15 protein-coding genes are annotated in these 16,694 nt (G+C 44.8%); 14 read left to right on the forward strand and 1 reads right to left on the reverse strand.

The window, feature by feature from the left end:
• Window positions 1-6 precede the first annotated feature (6 nt).
• From AC27IJ_RS15455 to mscL, 3 genes are all read left to right on the forward strand, one after another.
• Entirely contained in the window at window positions 7-477 is a 471-nt protein-coding gene (locus AC27IJ_RS15455) for a (2Fe-2S)-binding protein (RefSeq protein ID WP_312504139.1), read from the forward strand.
• A 120-nt stretch (window positions 478-597) separates the two neighbouring features.
• A complete protein-coding gene (locus AC27IJ_RS15460) occupies window positions 598-807 on the forward strand; it encodes a hypothetical protein (protein ID WP_312504141.1) in 210 nt (69 codons plus the stop codon).
• 207 nt (window positions 808-1,014) lie between these two features.
• Window positions 1,015-1,509 carry a large conductance mechanosensitive channel protein MscL gene (gene mscL, locus AC27IJ_RS15465; protein ID WP_313260515.1) on the forward strand — a complete coding sequence of 165 codons (495 nt, stop codon included), beginning with the start codon at window positions 1,015-1,017 and terminating at the stop codon, window positions 1,507-1,509.
• 59 nt (window positions 1,510-1,568) lie between these two features.
• On the opposite strand, the gene AC27IJ_RS15470 is transcribed toward mscL, so the two are convergent.
• Window positions 1,569-3,245: a S8 family peptidase gene (locus AC27IJ_RS15470; RefSeq protein WP_312504143.1), complete on the reverse strand. Its 1,677-nt coding sequence runs from the start codon at window positions 3,243-3,245 to the stop codon at window positions 1,569-1,571.
• A gap of 208 nt (window positions 3,246-3,453) precedes the next feature.
• On the opposite strand from AC27IJ_RS15470, the gene AC27IJ_RS15475 reads away from it, so the two are divergent.
• The 11 genes from AC27IJ_RS15475 to AC27IJ_RS15525 all read left to right on the forward strand — a co-directional run bounded on the left by AC27IJ_RS15475 (window position 3,454) and on the right by AC27IJ_RS15525 (window position 16,515).
• Complete coding sequence (locus AC27IJ_RS15475; protein ID WP_487149657.1) at window positions 3,454-5,127, forward strand: S8 family peptidase; 1,674 nt, start codon at window positions 3,454-3,456, stop codon at window positions 5,125-5,127.
• Window positions 5,128-5,313: 186 nt separating this feature from the next.
• Window positions 5,314-5,838 carry a hypothetical protein gene (locus tag AC27IJ_RS15480; protein WP_487149659.1) on the forward strand — a complete coding sequence of 175 codons (525 nt, stop codon included), beginning with the start codon at window positions 5,314-5,316 and terminating at the stop codon, window positions 5,836-5,838.
• A 418-nt stretch (window positions 5,839-6,256) separates the two neighbouring features.
• Window positions 6,257-6,511: a hypothetical protein gene (locus AC27IJ_RS15485; RefSeq protein WP_312445816.1), complete on the forward strand. Its 255-nt coding sequence runs from the start codon at window positions 6,257-6,259 to the stop codon at window positions 6,509-6,511.
• Window positions 6,512-6,690: 179 nt separating this feature from the next.
• Window positions 6,691-8,367: a peptide ABC transporter substrate-binding protein gene (locus AC27IJ_RS15490; RefSeq protein WP_312504144.1), complete on the forward strand. Its 1,677-nt coding sequence runs from the start codon at window positions 6,691-6,693 to the stop codon at window positions 8,365-8,367.
• Window positions 8,368-8,500: 133 nt separating this feature from the next.
• On the forward strand, window positions 8,501-9,439 hold the full coding sequence (locus AC27IJ_RS15495; RefSeq protein WP_312504146.1) for an ABC transporter permease: 939 nt from the start codon (window positions 8,501-8,503) through the stop codon (window positions 9,437-9,439).
• Window positions 9,440-9,441: 2 nt separating this feature from the next.
• A complete protein-coding gene (locus tag AC27IJ_RS15500; protein WP_312445812.1) occupies window positions 9,442-10,347 on the forward strand; it encodes an ABC transporter permease in 906 nt (301 codons plus the stop codon).
• A gap of 10 nt (window positions 10,348-10,357) precedes the next feature.
• Complete coding sequence (locus AC27IJ_RS15505; protein WP_487149662.1) at window positions 10,358-11,347, forward strand: ABC transporter ATP-binding protein; 990 nt, start codon at window positions 10,358-10,360, stop codon at window positions 11,345-11,347.
• 9 nt (window positions 11,348-11,356) lie between these two features.
• Complete coding sequence (locus tag AC27IJ_RS15510; protein ID WP_312504147.1) at window positions 11,357-12,328, forward strand: ABC transporter ATP-binding protein; 972 nt, start codon at window positions 11,357-11,359, stop codon at window positions 12,326-12,328.
• A gap of 38 nt (window positions 12,329-12,366) precedes the next feature.
• A complete protein-coding gene (locus AC27IJ_RS15515; protein WP_312445806.1) occupies window positions 12,367-13,134 on the forward strand; it encodes a copper homeostasis protein CutC in 768 nt (255 codons plus the stop codon).
• Window positions 13,113-13,874, forward strand: coding sequence for a DeoR/GlpR family DNA-binding transcription regulator (locus tag AC27IJ_RS15520; RefSeq protein ID WP_312445805.1), 762 nt, complete (start codon window positions 13,113-13,115; stop codon window positions 13,872-13,874). The genes AC27IJ_RS15515 and AC27IJ_RS15520 overlap by 22 nt, the downstream gene beginning before the upstream one ends.
• 61 nt (window positions 13,875-13,935) lie before the next feature.
• Entirely contained in the window at window positions 13,936-16,515 is a 2,580-nt protein-coding gene (locus AC27IJ_RS15525; protein ID WP_487149665.1) for a transglutaminase-like domain-containing protein, read from the forward strand.
• Window positions 16,516-16,694 lie beyond the last annotated feature (179 nt).

The following is a 16,694-nucleotide window of genomic DNA, read 5'->3' on the forward strand; positions in this document are numbered from 1 at the left end:
GATTGTATGCATTTATCAGGAAACAGTATCATTGTTCTTAATGTAAATGGTGAAGATAAAACCGTTATGGTTAAGCCATCTCACACTCTGCTTCATGTCCTTCGTGAGGAATTATCTTTAACCGGAGCCAAAAGCGGCTGTGAGAACGGAGATTGCGGAGCCTGCACGGTATTGGTTGATGACATGCCTGTCAAATCCTGCTTAATGCTGGCGGCAGAGGCAGTCGGACATAAAATAACCACAGTGGAGGGATTGAAAAACGCTCCGATACAAGATGCATTTATAAGAAACTGGGGATTTCAATGTGGTTACTGTACTTCCGGGTTTCTGATGGTTTGCCATGCACTGGCTATGCACAAGCCCAATGCAGATGATCCTGTCATAGAGGAATGGTTACAATCCAATCTATGCAGGTGTACCGGTTATGAGGAAATAGAGAATGCCGTAAAATCAATATTATCAGGGAATTATAAGTGAGACATATGGATTGTTTGCCTGAGTTCTTTCAATCGGATCTTTGCAAAAACTGCATTAAAATTTGATTCACATCTTGTCTGGTAATCCCATACAATAAGGTATAATTATGAGATGAGGTGTATGATATGGGATGTTCTAATTCTTGTTCTTGTGGTTGTAACCGCAACAATAATTGTGACAATAGATGCGAAAATAGATGCGAAAATAGATGCTGTAATAAAAGTAACGTTGATCCTTGTGCAGAAGCAAAAAGAGAGGCATATTGCGCCGGTTTCAGAGATGGATGCAATGATCCATGCTGCAGAGGCATCAAAAGATAGGCAAGGCTGATAAAAGGATGAGCGGGTATCCGGTATTCCGGACCCGCTTTTTTATAATTAATCCATAATTGATCTACTGTTGCTATGGGCGGTTAATGGACAAGCGTTCTGTCGGCCGTTTTTAGTTCCATGAATTGCAGAATCTGCTGTTTTGTGATATTATAATACCATAGTTTACCAACAGGTTTCATAAATCTGTAAGAGAGGATGGATGTCAATGGGAGATAAAAAGGGTATTATAGCTGAGTTTAAAGAATTTGTTTTACGTGGGAATGTGGTGGACCTGGCAGTTGGTGTTATTATCGGTGCTGCTTTCCAGACGATTGTCAATTCCCTGGTAAAGGATATCATATCTCCCCTGATCGGAGTGATTACCGGAGGAGTAGATTTCTCCAATAAATTCGTGCTTCTGTTTACTGCTCCGGAAGGCGCAGATGTTTCCACGCTTCAGGCCGCACAGTCTCTTGGGCCGGTATTTGCTTATGGAACCTTTATCACGGCTGTTATAAACTTTTTAATCATGGCTTCTGTTATTTTCATGATGATAAAGGTGATTAATTCCCTGCGCGGAAAGAAGCAGCAGGCGGAGCCGGCTGCTTCAGCGGATAAGGAGTGTCCATATTGTTTTACCCGGATCAATGTAAATGCCACCCGCTGCCCCAATTGTACAAGCCAGTTGGATATACAGCCGGAAACAATGCAGGAAGATTAAAGAGAACCTAAGTATCGATTGAAAGAAACCAATGTTTATGAGTTGGTTTCTTTTATTTATTATAGGATCATGGAAACGCGTTCTAATACATGGTATACATCCAATTGACCATAGCCCCATATATTGTTGGGATAATTGTAAGCAGGGTTACGCTGTGCTCCTCTTATAATCATTCGGCTGACCTGTTCACCTGTAATATAAGTGAAGTTACCTTTGCCCTGAGTCCATTCAAATATTATAGCAGATGCTCCCGCTGCAATGGCGGCAGAAGCGCCGGTGCCTGTTAAGGTTCCGTATTGATTTTCCGGAAACGCACAGGGGATCTGATATCCGGGAGCCGCAATATCAGGTTTAACAAGGCCGCTTCTTGTGAAACCTCTTCCCGATTCATCCAGGATATTGGAGGTCCGCTGATTATAAGCAGCAACGGTCAGGGTACGTCTGGAATTTCCGGGAGAGGTGATGGTTGTATCCGGATTGGAATTTAAAAAAAAGGTTCCGTTTGATATCAAGTCTCCGCTGGGCAGCCAGGAATTAAAAGAAAAAGGTTCATTTTCCGTGCTTTGAACACGGAAGTGCCAGATTCCGGGAAGGGGGTTATCAAACCGTAATAAAATCAGTTGGTCGCCGCTTTCCCGTTCAAAGATCGTGTTATTTACCCAAACGATGCTCTGACTGAGCTGGAAAGCAAACTTTTGGCATTCATTGAGGGTGGGATTAATAAACGGGGTCGTTTCCCTGTTTGGTGCGGAAATTTCAATAGAAAGCCTTCCAGGAATGTGTGCCCAGAGTTCCATGGTGAACTGCTTGTCACTTTCTGCAATATTTAATTGGAAATCATTAAAATATGGGGCGGAAGTTGTTTTGTTAAAATAGTGCCTGCCGCTGTTTGCCTCATTTCCGGCGGATATGGAAATACCCAGATCAGGCTGCTGGACCAGGCTTTCCACGTAGCTGCTTAAAACTCCCCTGCCATCGTGACTGCCCTGACTGCTGCCCAGAGCAATGCATATGACAACTGGACGTTTCAATCGCTGGCCTATGGAAACTAAATAACGTATTCCAAGAATTATGTCTGATTCCTGGAAACATAGTTTGTCTTCCGGAACAGAAAATATCATTTTAAGATTCGGCTTGGCTTCTTTTAATTTTACAACAGCCAGCTCTGCATTTGGAACTACTCCGCGAAAGGATTGGTTATTGACGGGAGAACCTGCAATGATACTTGCAATGGCTGTGCCGTGGCCAACTGCATCAGTTGAAGGAACAACGACAAGAGGATTTTCATAGTGCAGCGCGTCATTTATGGAAGCTTTTGTATATTCCGTACCAAAGGTAAAATCCTTGGGAGGTGTTCCTTCCTGCTGTGTCTGATCCCATATGGAAAGGATACGGGTTGTTTTATCTTTATTCATGAATGCTGGATGCCGGTAATCAATACCAGTGTCTACGATGCCGATAATCACTCCCTGTCCAAATAAAGTGAAATCCGTTTCTGATGTTATGTCATTCATATCTGGGGCGGAAGGGGTAACGGCAGAAGTAAGGGTATAAAGGGATGGAAAAACATGGTAAGGAGTTTCCCCCAGATTACATGGCTGCATATTGTGTTTGAATACATGCAGCAGGGAAAACCTGTCATTGAGCAATGTAACATCATCCCCAACTCCAAAGGAAGGAATTAATAAATTACTTATAATCAAGTCGTAATAATTATTGTCCAATATTTTTTCCATAATTAAATCTCCTTGACAAGATCTGCTTAGAGCATATGATATATTTTATGCAGCATTGTTACCGATATGAGCGTTGTCTGTAAACAGGCGGCTGCTTCTTCTAATTCATAGAAGCTTGAGTACGCCTTCTTTTCTTATGCTCATAATAGGAGCCCGGTTGCATAAAATATATCATATGCGCCAGTAGTTTAGACAGGGAGGCCTGACGATGCAAAAAATATTGGATGAAAATTATTATGACTTGATCATTAGTAATGTTATGATTCCTACATATGATACCGGAGATAATATAACCCCCATGGATTTAAGGCATTCCTTGGCTCATATCCCTGTTGGTACAGCGAATCCCTGCGACTTGGGAATTTATCCTTATAATGCATTTCCTTCCTTACTGACCCTTAGCTCCACCGTCAGTCTTGAAAAATCCGGTATCGGAACGGTCCAGAGAAATCCTTACTTGGCTTTATTCGGGCGGGGAGTGATTGTTGCGGTCATTGATACCGGGATCGATTACCAGCATCAGGCATTTTTATATAATGACGGAACGACCCGTATTATTTCCATATGGGACCAGACCATACAGACGGGCGCGCCGCCGGAGGGATTTACGTACGGCACCGAATATACCAGGGAGCATATCAATGTTGCGCTTAAGTCGGAAAACCCCTTATCCATAGTTCCTTCTGTGGACACCAATGGTCACGGAACCGCAATTGCAAGTGTAATGGCGGGCAAACCAAGCTTGGAGCAATCATTTAGCGGTGTTGTCCCGGAATCCGATCTGCTGGTGGTAAAATTAAAGCCGGCAAAGAACAATCTGAAAAATATATTTTTTGCTCCTGAAAACGTTGAATCTTATCAGGAGTCGGATTTAATCATTGGGATCGGTTATGCGACTACCGTTGCTCAAAGGCTGAACCGTCCCATTGCCATATGCATTGCAATGGGAACAAACCAGTCAAGCCATGACGGACGGGGAGCTACCAGCTTTATTACCAATTACCTGGCTCAGCAGCCCCATATCGGAATAACGATCAGTACAGGTAATGAAGCGAACAAACGCAGACATTACTTTAACAGCACCACTGCGGAACCCTTCCTGAATAATTTTGAATTAAGAGTTGGCGAAAGTGATAAACTGTTTGCCATTGAGCTATGGCCGTTTGCTCCGGCAAGGCTGGCTATAGAGATAATCGCTCCAAACAGAGAGACAACAGGGCAGGTCTATCCTGCTCTTGGGGAATGCAGAAGATTTGCCTTTGTATTTAACCCAAGCGTCGTATGGATCAATAATTATATTTTTGAAGAAGAGACTGGAGACCAGCTGATATTGATGCGTTTTCAGAATCCTCTTCCCGGAATCTGGAACATTCGGGTTCAAAACCTTGATAATGGACCATTTTCCTTTCACACCTGGCTGCCGTCAGGACAATTAATCTCAGAAGAAACCTTTTTTATAAATGCCAATCCGGATACTACCATAACATCACCTGGAAATGCAACCAATCCTCTGACCGTCACCGCTTATAATCAATATAATGACACCGTACTGCCTGAATCAGGAAGAGGCTATACAAGAACCGGATTCGTTAAACCCGACATAGCGGCACCGGGGCATGAGATTACCTGTGCGGTTCCGGGAAACCAATATGGAAGCATAACAGGAAGCGGCTCCGCGGCAGCCCAGGCGGCGGGTGTTGTTGCCATGGTTTTTGAATGGGCCATTCCAAGGGGAAATTATACCAATATCACCGGAAACGACGTGAACCGTCTGCTTATTCGCGGAGCGCAGCGTAATACCGGGATTTCATATCCAAACAATATCTGGGGATATGGGCAGATCGAAGTTAACACGCTGTTTGAAAGGCTTACAAATATATAAAGGACAGCACAATGGATATCTCATGCTGTCCGTTTTTATTTTATGATTGAGGTTATTGAAAACATTCGATATAATGAAAGAGCCGGCTTTGAGCCCTGCCCTGATCTGATGCTGGTTTGGCTTACCAGCTTATTCCGGCTCAGGAAAGGTACAAAAAATAACAGGATACAGGAAAGAGGAGAAGGAATGGAAGATGCGAAAATGAGCGGATTGGATGCGCTTGAAAAAACGGCTGAAATCAGCGAATTCAAATGGTATATTTTTGATATCATCTATGAAGGGATGGAACAGGATGGAATTGAAAAAAGTAAATTCAGCCTGGATAAAGAGGATTCGGATGCAGTCTGTTTCATAATAAGAGAAGGAAGTCTTTTTGTTTGCGGCAGAGACGGAGAAGATACCAGACAGCACCGTAATATTTACCATGCGGTATGTGATTTTTTTAATAGAATCTATGAGAATGAGGAAAATAAAGAGGAAGCGGTGACTCGTTTTCTTATCAGAACTCTTGATTTACCGACTCTGATGAAGAAACCAAGCCGTTCCTTGCTGAGAGACCAGATCAGCAAATGTCAGGAAGAGATCGGCGCTCTGGAGGAAAAGATAAAAGAGGAGCCGGGTAAAAAGGGAGAAGCGATGCTTACTCTTAACAGGATTTATTTAAAAGGATTAAAAGAGAAAATGGAAAAACATCATGGGGAATCAGTATAAGAAAAATAATTTTTGTTTTATGTGAATAAAACATCTGGATCAGGCCATAATAGGATTATACCAAAGATGAGTGAATACTTATCCTCCCCTTTTTAGTGAGAGAAGTCGCATAAACTGATGTTTATCTGGCTTCTCTCATTTTTTGTGCTGAATGGGAATAAAAAAGAACATATGTTTGCTTTCTCGTCTAGCTTGTGTTATAATATGAATAGGATGGCGGACGAATCACGCAACCTCGCTTCCTGACTTTTGTGAGATTCATACAGTATTAGCCAGGCAGCCGGAACGCGGTGTTTTGTAAACCGGCCTGAACATCACGTAGTCACATACACGTGATTTTTTCGGGAACCACTATGATGTGGTTTTAATTTTTAACCATGAAACGAACATTTGTTCTGATGCGAAAGGAGACTCGCGTATGATGATCACAAGAAACAACTTAAATGAAATATTATTTGAAAACCAGGATGCAAGGCTGTTAATAGAACGGGTAGTTTCCCATACGCAAGCTACCTTATATTATTATCATGACGTTGAGATCACCGTAGAGAAGGCATTGGAGATATACAACCGTGCAATGCAGGCGGAAGAGGAAGATGCATCCACCTGTGTATCATTCCTGGATTTTTCCAGGGAAAAAAACAAATTGCTGTATTCAGGAAGTTCTTGCTGAAATGGCTCTTTGGATATGGACAAATTGCAATGAAAAATTAAAACAATTCAAAACAGGATGAAATAATAAAAAATATTGACATAAACAATAAAATTATGTATAATTCAAATAATTTCATGGGCGAAATGCCGATGAATTAAGACAGAACAAGAAAAACAATATCAAAAGGAGAGGGAAAGATGAAAAAAAGAGTATTAGCTTTAGGCACTGTAGCCTGTCTTGTTTTTGGAACCCTGACAGGTTGTGGCTTTACCGGATCTACCGGCAGCCCCACCACCGGAGGATCTACCCAAAGTGCGGCGTCAAGTGAAGCCGCTTCTGACAAAACGGAGGCACCGGCAGCCGGCGATCAGGTGCTTAGCGTATATGCAAATGCTGAGATCAAAACCCTGGTACAATGGGCGGCTTCCGACAATCAGTCATCAAAGGTAAACAATAACGCATTTGAAGGTCTGCTTCGCTTGGATGAGAATCATGATGCGCAGCCTGCACTTGCGGAAAGCTATGATGTTTCCGATGATAAACTTACATACACCTTTCATTTGAGAGACGGCCTGCAATGGAGTGACGGAACTCCTTTGACAGCAAAGGATTTTGTGTTTGCCTGGTTAAAGCAGATGAGTGCGGAAGCCACCAATGGCTACAGCTTCATCATGACAGACTATATTGTAAACGGCGCCGAGTATAATGAAGGCAAAGCCGGTGCAGAAGAAGTTGGAGTAAAGGCCCTTGATGACAAGAGCTTCCAGGTGACTTTAAAAGCACCTACCCCTTATTTCGCCCGATTAACTGTCCTTTGCCAGTTCTTCCCATTAAACGAGGAATATGTTACCTCTAAAGGCGACCAGTATGGATTAAGTGCGGAAAATATGATTTACTGCGGCCCATACGTTATCACCAGCTATGATCCGGCGGTAGGGGCTACCTTGAAAAAGAATGATAAGTACTGGGATGCTGCAAATGTGAAGGTTGAAAATGCACAGGTAAGGGTAATGAAGGATGCATCTGCAGCCCTTAACGCTTATCTGGCCAATGAACTGAGCCAGGTGGCTCTTGATTCTGCCAACGTAGCCGCTTATCAGAATAATCCGGAATTCAGTTCTAAGAGCGAGTTCAGAACCGAATATCTGCAATTCTCCTTAAGCAATCCGGTTATGGCAAACAAAAATATCCGCAGGGCTGTTTCCATGGCCATTGACCGCGAGACCTTAGTTAAAGCAATTCTTGCCGATGGATCTGCTCCCAGCGCCGGTCTGGTTGCGGAAGGTATGTATGGAAACGAAAGCAAGAGCTTCCGCGATTTAAACGGAAATATTTGTCAATTCGATCCGGAACAGGCTAAGAAATACTGGGAAGAGGGCTGTAAGGAATTGGGACAGACACCAACTCTGACTTTGCTGGTAAGAGATGATTCTGTGACAAAAGCGGTTGCAACCTACATACAAAGTGAATTAAATAAGAATTTAGGCATTGATATTGTGATCGATACCAAGACGGTTCAGGCAAGAAATGAATTAATGGATAACGATAATTACATGTTTGCATCTACCGCATGGGGCGCTGATTATGATGATGCCATGACATACCTTGATTTATGGACCAACGGCACTCCGTACCGCGGCTCCTATCAGAATGAAAAATATAATAAGCTGATCAATGACGCAAGAGTTGAAACCGATGACGCCAAGCGTCTGGATATGCTGCTGCAGGCGGAGAATCTTCTAATTGATGAGGATGTGATCGTTGCACCTTTGTACCATAGAGGTTCTGCAACCCTTACAAAATCCAATGTGAAAGGACTGATCAATCATCCTTTCGGGCCGGATGTGGAATTTAAATACGCTTATTTTGAGTAAGCCGCAGCGGACAGGGATTTGACCTGGCCAACGAATGCGGAAAATTAGAAGAGCCGTCCTTCCCTTTTCAAATTGGAAAAGGGCGGCTCTTTTTAAAATCTTATGAGAATATGAATGCAAAGGAGGACACAGCATGATAAAATATATCTGCAAGCGACTGGTATATCTGGCGCTGACATTATGGGTCATTGTAACAGCTACTTTTTTTCTGATGAAGAAGCTGCCAGGATCTCCTTTTGATGCGGAACGCTTTAATATGATGTCCGTTCAGCAGCAGCAGGCCATTTTAGAGCAGTATGGGCTGAATGAGTCCGTGCCCCGGCAATACGTAAAGTATATGGGAAATATCCTGCATGGAGATTTCGGTACATCCTTTACCTATACCGGACAGAAGGTATCTACAGTAATCGGAGGAAGGATCGGTCCCTCCGCTTTGATCGGTCTTCAGGCGGTACTGATCGGTCTGGCTGTTGGCCTGACACTGGGAATAATCGCGGCGTGGAGGCATAACAGCGGAATTGACTATTTCACTATGATCTTAGCTGTCCTTGGGGTCTCTGTCCCTAATTTTGTAGCTGCGGCTCTTTTGCAGTATTATGTAGCCTTAAAATGGGGAATCCTGCCCGTTGGTTTCTGGACTGACTGGAAATGTTCGGTTCTTCCATCCATTGCTCTGTCCTTTTCTGCGACGGCCATGATCGCCCGGTTTATCCGGACAGAGATGCTGGAGGTGTTGGAGCAGGATTACATCGTCACTGCCAAGGCCAAGGGACTTAGCCCAATGAAGGTGCTCATGCGCCATGCGGTAAGGAATTCGATCATTCCTGTGGTGACGATTCTGGGGCCCATTGTTGTAAATCTGCTGACAGGCTCTCTGGCGGTAGAGAATATTTATACCATCCCTGGAATTGGCAGCTTATTTGTAGACAGTATAAAGGCTAATGACTATTCCACGATCATGGGAATCACGATTTTTTACAGCGCTTTCTATATTTTTGTAGTGCTGATCGTTGATATCGCTTATTCCCTCATCGATCCCAGGATTCGTCTGGCAGCCGGCATGGAGGGTTAAGCATGGATGAATTATTTGTAAAGGCATATGTGGATGAATCGGAGAAAGAACATATTGCCCGACCCAATTTAACAGCCCTTCAGGATGGCTGGCTTCGTTTGAAAAAAAATAAGGCGGCAGTCGTTTGCTTGTTTACATTGATTGCAATCGGTCTTCTTGCAATACTGGCGCCGGAATTTTCAAGATATTCTTATAAAGAAACTAATTATGACATCATTTATAAAATTCCCTCCATGGAACATCTCTTCGGAACGGATCAGTTTGGCCGTGATCTCTGGGTCAGGACGTGGATGGGAACCCGCATTTCCCTGCTCATTGCTTTTGTGGCAGCTCTTTTGGATTTAACGTTGGGAGTGACCTATGGAGCGGTTTCCGCTTTGGCCGGCGGCAGAGTGGATGCTGTTATGCAGCGAATCATTGAAGTGCTGGTGGGAATTCCCCATCTGATCATCGTCATCCTTTTGATGATGGTTATGCCGGCAGGTATCTGGACGATTGTAGTGGCTCTTTCCATTACCGGCTGGGTGAATATGGCACGTCTGGTCCGCGGATCCATATTAAAGCTTAAGAATCAGGAATTTGTGCTGGCGGCCAGAGTACTGGGAACCAGTACTACCGGAATCATATGGAAACATCTCATCCCCAATACAGTAGGAGTCATTGTCATCAATGCCATGTTTACCATTCCGTCCGCCATATTTACGGAAGCATTTTTAAGCTTTATCGGCATTGGCATGCAGGAGCCGAAAGCATCTTTGGGCGTTTTGATCAACAACGGATACCAGGTGCTTCGCAATTTCCCCCATGTGTTGATCTTTCCGGCAATTGTGATCGTCCTGATTATGGTATGCTTCAGCATTCTTGGAGACGGCCTGCGGGATGCTCTGGACCCAAGAATGAGAAAGTAGGTGAAGCGTCGTGAGCAGATTATTGGAAGTCAATCAGTTACAGGTACATATAAAGACACAGCATGGCGTAGTTCAGGCGGTGAGGGGAGTAAGTTTTTATCTGGATGAGCAGGAAACTCTGGCAATCGTGGGAGAGTCCGGCTCCGGCAAATCTATTTCTGTAAAAAGCATTATGGGCCTGCTTCCGAAAAACGGAAAAATCGTGGGAGGCAATATTCTCTTGGAAGGCAGGGACCTTGCAAAATACAGCGAGCGGCAGATGCAGACGGTACGGGGGTCAGATATTTCCATGATATTCCAGGATCCCATGACCTCTTTAAACCCTACTATGACTATTGGAAAGCAGATCGTGGAGGTATTAAAAGAGCATCGGAAGGATATGACAAAAGCACAGATGAAGGAACGGGCTCTTGAGCTGATTTCTCTTGTTGGAATTTCCAATCCGGATACAAGGTTTGACCAGTATCCCCACCAGCTTTCCGGCGGCATGAGACAAAGAGTCGTGATAGCGGTGGCTCTGGCCTGTGATCCCAAGATTTTGATCGCCGATGAGCCGACTACGGCTCTTGATGTAACCATACAGGCACAGATCCTGGATCTTATGAAAGATCTTCAGAAGAAAATCAAAACTTCCATTATTATTATCACTCATAATCTGGGGGTCGTGGCGAATATTGCGGACCGGGTTGCCGTCATGTATGGAGGTCAGCTGGTGGAAAGCGCAGATGTGCGTGAGCTATTTTACCAAACGGTACATCCGTATACAAAGGGGCTTCTGGCCTCTATACCTAAGGCTTCTCATAAAGGGAGCGAGCTGACGGCCATTCCGGGGACGCCGCCAGATCTGATGGATCCGCCAAAAGGCTGCCCCTTTGCAGCAAGATGTAGGTCGACCATGGAGGTATGCAGACAGTATCCACCGGAGGATATGCTTTGCGGCGAAAGCCACCATGCGCGCTGCTGGCTTCTTGATGAGCGGGCAAAGGCTCTTAGGGAATAGGAGGAAATTATGATGTCAGCAGAAAAGAAACCATTATTAGAAGTAAAGCATTTGAAGAAATATTTCAAGGTGGGAAAAAATCAGGTTTTAAAAGCAGTGGATGATGTGAGTCTGGATATATATAAGGGAGAAACCCTTGGCCTGGTGGGTGAAAGCGGCTGCGGGAAGTCTACCTTTGGCCGTACCGTGATCCAGCTGTATGAGCCAACGGATGGCAGGATCGTATATGATGGACAGGAAATTAACAGCAGTTTGCCTGTGGCGGAGCGCCATAGATTTACCAGAAAGATGCAGATGATCTTTCAGGACCCTTATGCATCTCTTAATCCGCGGATGAAGGTCATTGATATTGTTGCGGAAGGAATTGATGCTCATGGAATCTTAAGTGGGGAGGAACGGAGTAAGAAAGTGCTGGAACTATTGGAAACGGTAGGGCTTTCCGAGGAGCATGCAAACCGCTTTCCTCACGAATTTTCCGGCGGACAGCGTCAGCGGGTGGGCATTGCCAGGGCATTGGCCGTGGATCCGGAGTTTATGATCTGTGACGAACCCATCTCCGCGCTTGACGTTTCCATTCAGGCCCAGGTAATCAACTTGCTGAAAGAGCTGCAGGAAAAGAGAGGGCTTACCTATCTGTTCATCGCTCATGATCTTTCCATGGTTAAGCACATCAGTGACCGGATCGGCGTTATGTATCTTGGTGCCATGGTGGAGCTGGGGGACAGTGAAAGCCTTTTTGACACTCCTCTCCATCCCTATACCCAGGCATTGCTTTCCGCAATTCCAATCCCGGACCCTGATGTGGAAAAGAGCCGCAGCCGGATCATGCTGGAGGGAAGTCTTCCAAATCCTGTCAATTTGAAGGAAGGATGCCGGTTTGCTTCCCGCTGCCCTTATGCAGAGCAGCTGTGCCGGGAAAAAACACCGGAAATGAAAGAAGTCTTGCCAGGGCATTTTGCAGCCTGCCATAAGGCAGTGTAGGATGTTGGCAACAAAATATATATGGTTAGGAGAAAAAAATGAAAGACTATGTCTTGGAGGTCTGTGTGGATTCTGTAGAATCCGCTAAAGCAGCGGTACAGGGAGGAGCCGACAGGCTGGAACTCTGTGCAAATCTGGTGATCGGAGGGACGACCCCCGGCGTGAGTCAGTTTAAGCAGATTCGCAAAGCCTGTGATGTTCCAATCAACGTACTGATACGGCCCCGGTATGGAGATTTTTTGTATACTGATCATGAATTTCAGATGATCTCAGAGGATGCGCAGATGTTTCGGGATCTTGGTGCGGATGGGATTGTCGTGGGAATTCTAAAACCGGACGGGGATCTTGACATGGAACGGCTTAAAGTGCTCAGAGAAAAGGCGGGAACGGGAAATATGACCCTGCACAGAGCCTTTGATGTATGCCGGGATCCTTACAGAAGCCTTAAAGAGGCCATTGAGGCAGGGGCGGATACCATACTGACTTCCGGACAGCAGAATTCCTGTATGGAAGGAAAGAAGCTTTTAGGGGAGCTGATGGAACATGCGGCCGGCCAGATCGACATTTTGGTAGGCAGCGGAGTCAATGTAGATGCCATTGCCTGCCTGATGGATGAGATAGATGCCCGGTGTTTTCACATGTCAGGAAAGACGATCGTGGACAGCGGCATGATCTATCGGAAGGAAAATGTAAATATGGGAATACCGGGAATCGGTGAATATGACATTTTCCGTACGGAAGAGGAACAGATACGCCGGGCAAAAAGGCTGATGGAGGAGAAAGCATGTTTACGGAAGAGCGTTTAGACAGGATATTACAGATTCTTCATGATCAGGGCATGGTGAAGGTAAAGGATTTAAGCGCCCTTTTTCAGGTGACAGAGGACTGCATACGCAAGGACTTAAAAAATCTGGAAAATGCCGGTAAGCTGAAACGGACTTATGGTGGAGCCTTATTATCCCAGGATTATCCTCTGAAGCGGGATGTGATTGACCGGAGAGATACGAATATTGAGAAAAAGGAATTAATAGCCCAGAAGGCTTTTGAGCTTATCAGGAGCAATGAAACCATATTTCTGGATATTTCAACCACGAATATCATGGTGGCGGAACAGCTTGCCAAGTCCCACAAACGGTTGACCGTGGTGACGAACATGATTGATATTATGCAGACTCTGGCAGTAAATCCAGATATCACTTCCATTGGAACCGGAGGGATCATGTACCGCACGGTAAACGGCTTTATGGGAGCGGCTGCTATTGAGATCATCAAACTGTACAGCTTTGACAGGGCCTTCATCGGAACCTGCGGTCTGGACCTTACGGACAATTCCATCACCACCTTAGGCGTGGAGGATGGCTTGACAAAGAAGGCGGCGATTGCCAGCAGCAGACATAAATATCTGGTAATGGAAAAGGATAAATTTTATTTTAATGATTCCTATAAATTTGCACATTTTGATGACATAGACGGAATCATCACGGACTCCATGCCGGATGAGGCCACAGCCAAGAAGCTTTACTCCGCTGGAGTTACAATTATATAGCTTCTTACGGGCCATCTGGATCAGAAAATAATTAATTGATTTCGCAAAGGAGAATTTAGTCATGTTTTCAGAACATTTGCAGAGGTATGCCCAGGAAAAATATGAGCTCAGACTTCCCTTTTTGGGGGTGTTTAAGGAAGAAATTGAAAAAGCTATGGAAAGCTGTACTTCCAGGGAACAGGTTCTCATGAAATTTTTATATGGGACAATGCCGGTACGGGATGCCGGAGAGTATGACTTTTCAGTGTTTCTTGGATATGTAAGGCATTCCATCATGGTTTATGATCAAATGGAGTGGTGTCAGGAGATTCCGGAAGATATTTTTCTCCATCATATTTTATATTACAGGGTCAATACGGAGAATATCGAAGACTGCCGCAGATTTTTCTATGACAAACTAATTGACAGGATCAAAGGGCTTTCCGTAAGGGAAGCGGTGCTGGAAATCAATTACTGGTGTGCGGAGAACGGAACCTATGAGGCTTCCGACAACAGGACCATATCTCCTGTGACTGTGTACAAATCAGGAAAGGGCAGGTGCGGCGAGGAATCCACCTTTGCTGTGACGGCTTTCCGGAGCGTGGGAATCCCTGCCAGACAGGTGTATACCCCAAGATGGGCTCATTGTGACGACAATCATGCATGGGTAGAAGTGTTTGTGGAGGGAAAGTGGCATTTTCTGGGGGCCTGCGAACCGGAAGAAGTACTGGATAAGGGGTGGTTTACCAATGCTTCCTCAAGGGCATTGCTGGTGCATACCAGAACATTTTCCGATTATTCGGGTGATTCGGAGACGGAATGTCTGGGCCAGGAGGATTTACTGGTTTATTACAACGGGACTGCAACTTATGCCCTGACCAAATCTTATGAGATCCAGGTGCTTGATGAGGATAAAAATCCGGCAGAGAATGTCCAGGTTTCTTTCGAAATTCTCAATATGGCGGAATACTGCAGTGTAGTAAACCTATATACAAATAGGAATGGAAGGGTTACCATCACCATTGGCCTTGGAGATATCCATGTCCGTGCCATGAAGGATGGGCTGTGCTGCGAGGCATGGATATCCCCGGAAGATGGGGCTGGGACTGTTCTGGTGCTTAAGAAAGAAGAGGAGAAACCCGGAATGGATATCTGGGTGGATGCGGACGTCAGGGCTCCGAAGGATTATCCCGTGAATCCGGTGAAACTTACAAAGGAACAAAAGGAAAGAAACCGGAAACGGATCCATGAGGCGAACCAGATGCGGGAAAGCAGAATCGCCGGATACTTTATGGAAGAAAAGGCTTCCCCATATCCGGATGAAACAGAGCTCCTCCGGTTATCTGCCGGTAATTTTGACGAGATATATAAATTCCTTTCCAAGAATCAAAATCCGGACCGTAAGGCATTGCTTAACAGCCTGACCGTAAAAGATTATAAGGATGCCATGGCAGAGATTCTGGAAAGCCATCTCAAAGGGGCCTCTCCATACCGTAAGGAATGGGACGAGAATGGAAATCTGGATATTTATGTAAAATACATTCTCTGCCCAAGAATTTTATTGGAAGAAATGACAGATTACCGGGGCTTTATTGAGGAATTCTTCAATGAGCAGGAAAAGGAAGGGTTCCGTAAGAACCCTGAAACTATTTGGGAATATGTGAAGCGGCACATCGGCTTTGAGCCAAAGCTGGACTATAAGACGATCTGTTCCACTCCGTTAGGAAGCCTTAAGCTTTCACAAGGCAATTCCCTTAGCCAGAAGATATTGTTTGTTGCTATCTGCAGGACTCTGGGTATTCCGGCCCGGATGAACCCGGTAAATCTTGAGGCAGAAGTTTATGAGGCAGGAAGATTCGTATCAGTATCGGGAGCTGATGAGATATTAAGAGACAGGACTGAAAAGTCTGGAAAACTGGTACTTTATGGGGAAACAGACAGCTCGTGGACCTATTATCAGACATGGACTATTGGAAGGCTGAAAGAGGGACAGTTTGTGACTCTGGATTACACTGGCATGAAATTTTCCGGCGGCGTATTAAAGCTGGATCTGGAGCCTGGTATTTACCGGCTGGTCACCTCCGTCCGCCTTCCAAGCGGAAACCAGAATGCCAGCGAGTATGTCTTTGAATTAAATAAGGATGAAGAAAAATCTTTAACCATGCGTTTACGGGCCGGAAATCTGGAAGATATGCTGGTCGACAACTTGCTGGATGATTTTGAAGTGGCCGTAAAGGATGAGAGCGGGAAAGAGCAGACGATTCCAGCCTCCGTGCTTACGGAAGGAAAGGCTAATATTCTGGCCATACTTTCCGAGGGTCAGGAACCCACCGAGCACGTTCTTAACGAAATGCTGGAGCAAAAAGATGCCTTAAATGTACTTGATGGCCAGATCATTTTCCTGGTGCAAAGTGAAATGTCTTTACAGAACCGGACGATCAGAAAGGTTTTGGATGCAATACCCCAAATTAAGGTTGGTTACATAAGTTTTGATGATACGGTAGAACCTCTTGCCCGGAGAATGTATGTGGATCCAGAGAAGCTGCCCCTTTTGATTGTTACGGATCCTGGGTTAAAGGCAGTTTACGGATGCAGCGGCTACAATGTAGGAAGCGTGGATTTAATGATGAAGCTTCTGGGTTTAAGCAGGAACAGGCGGTAGGGGAATAAATACGTATAGTGAAGCTTTTCCGGTGATTTGACTGTAGAGAATCGTAAAATAAGAAAAAACATTTTGCAAAATATATGAAGATGTTATATACTGTTTGTTGGAGTACTATCAGAAGTCAGATACCCCGCAGCAAACTATGGGATATTTGACTTCATGGGCAGTCGTCAAAG

Source organism: Lacrimispora sp. YZC11, assembly GCF_057543815.1.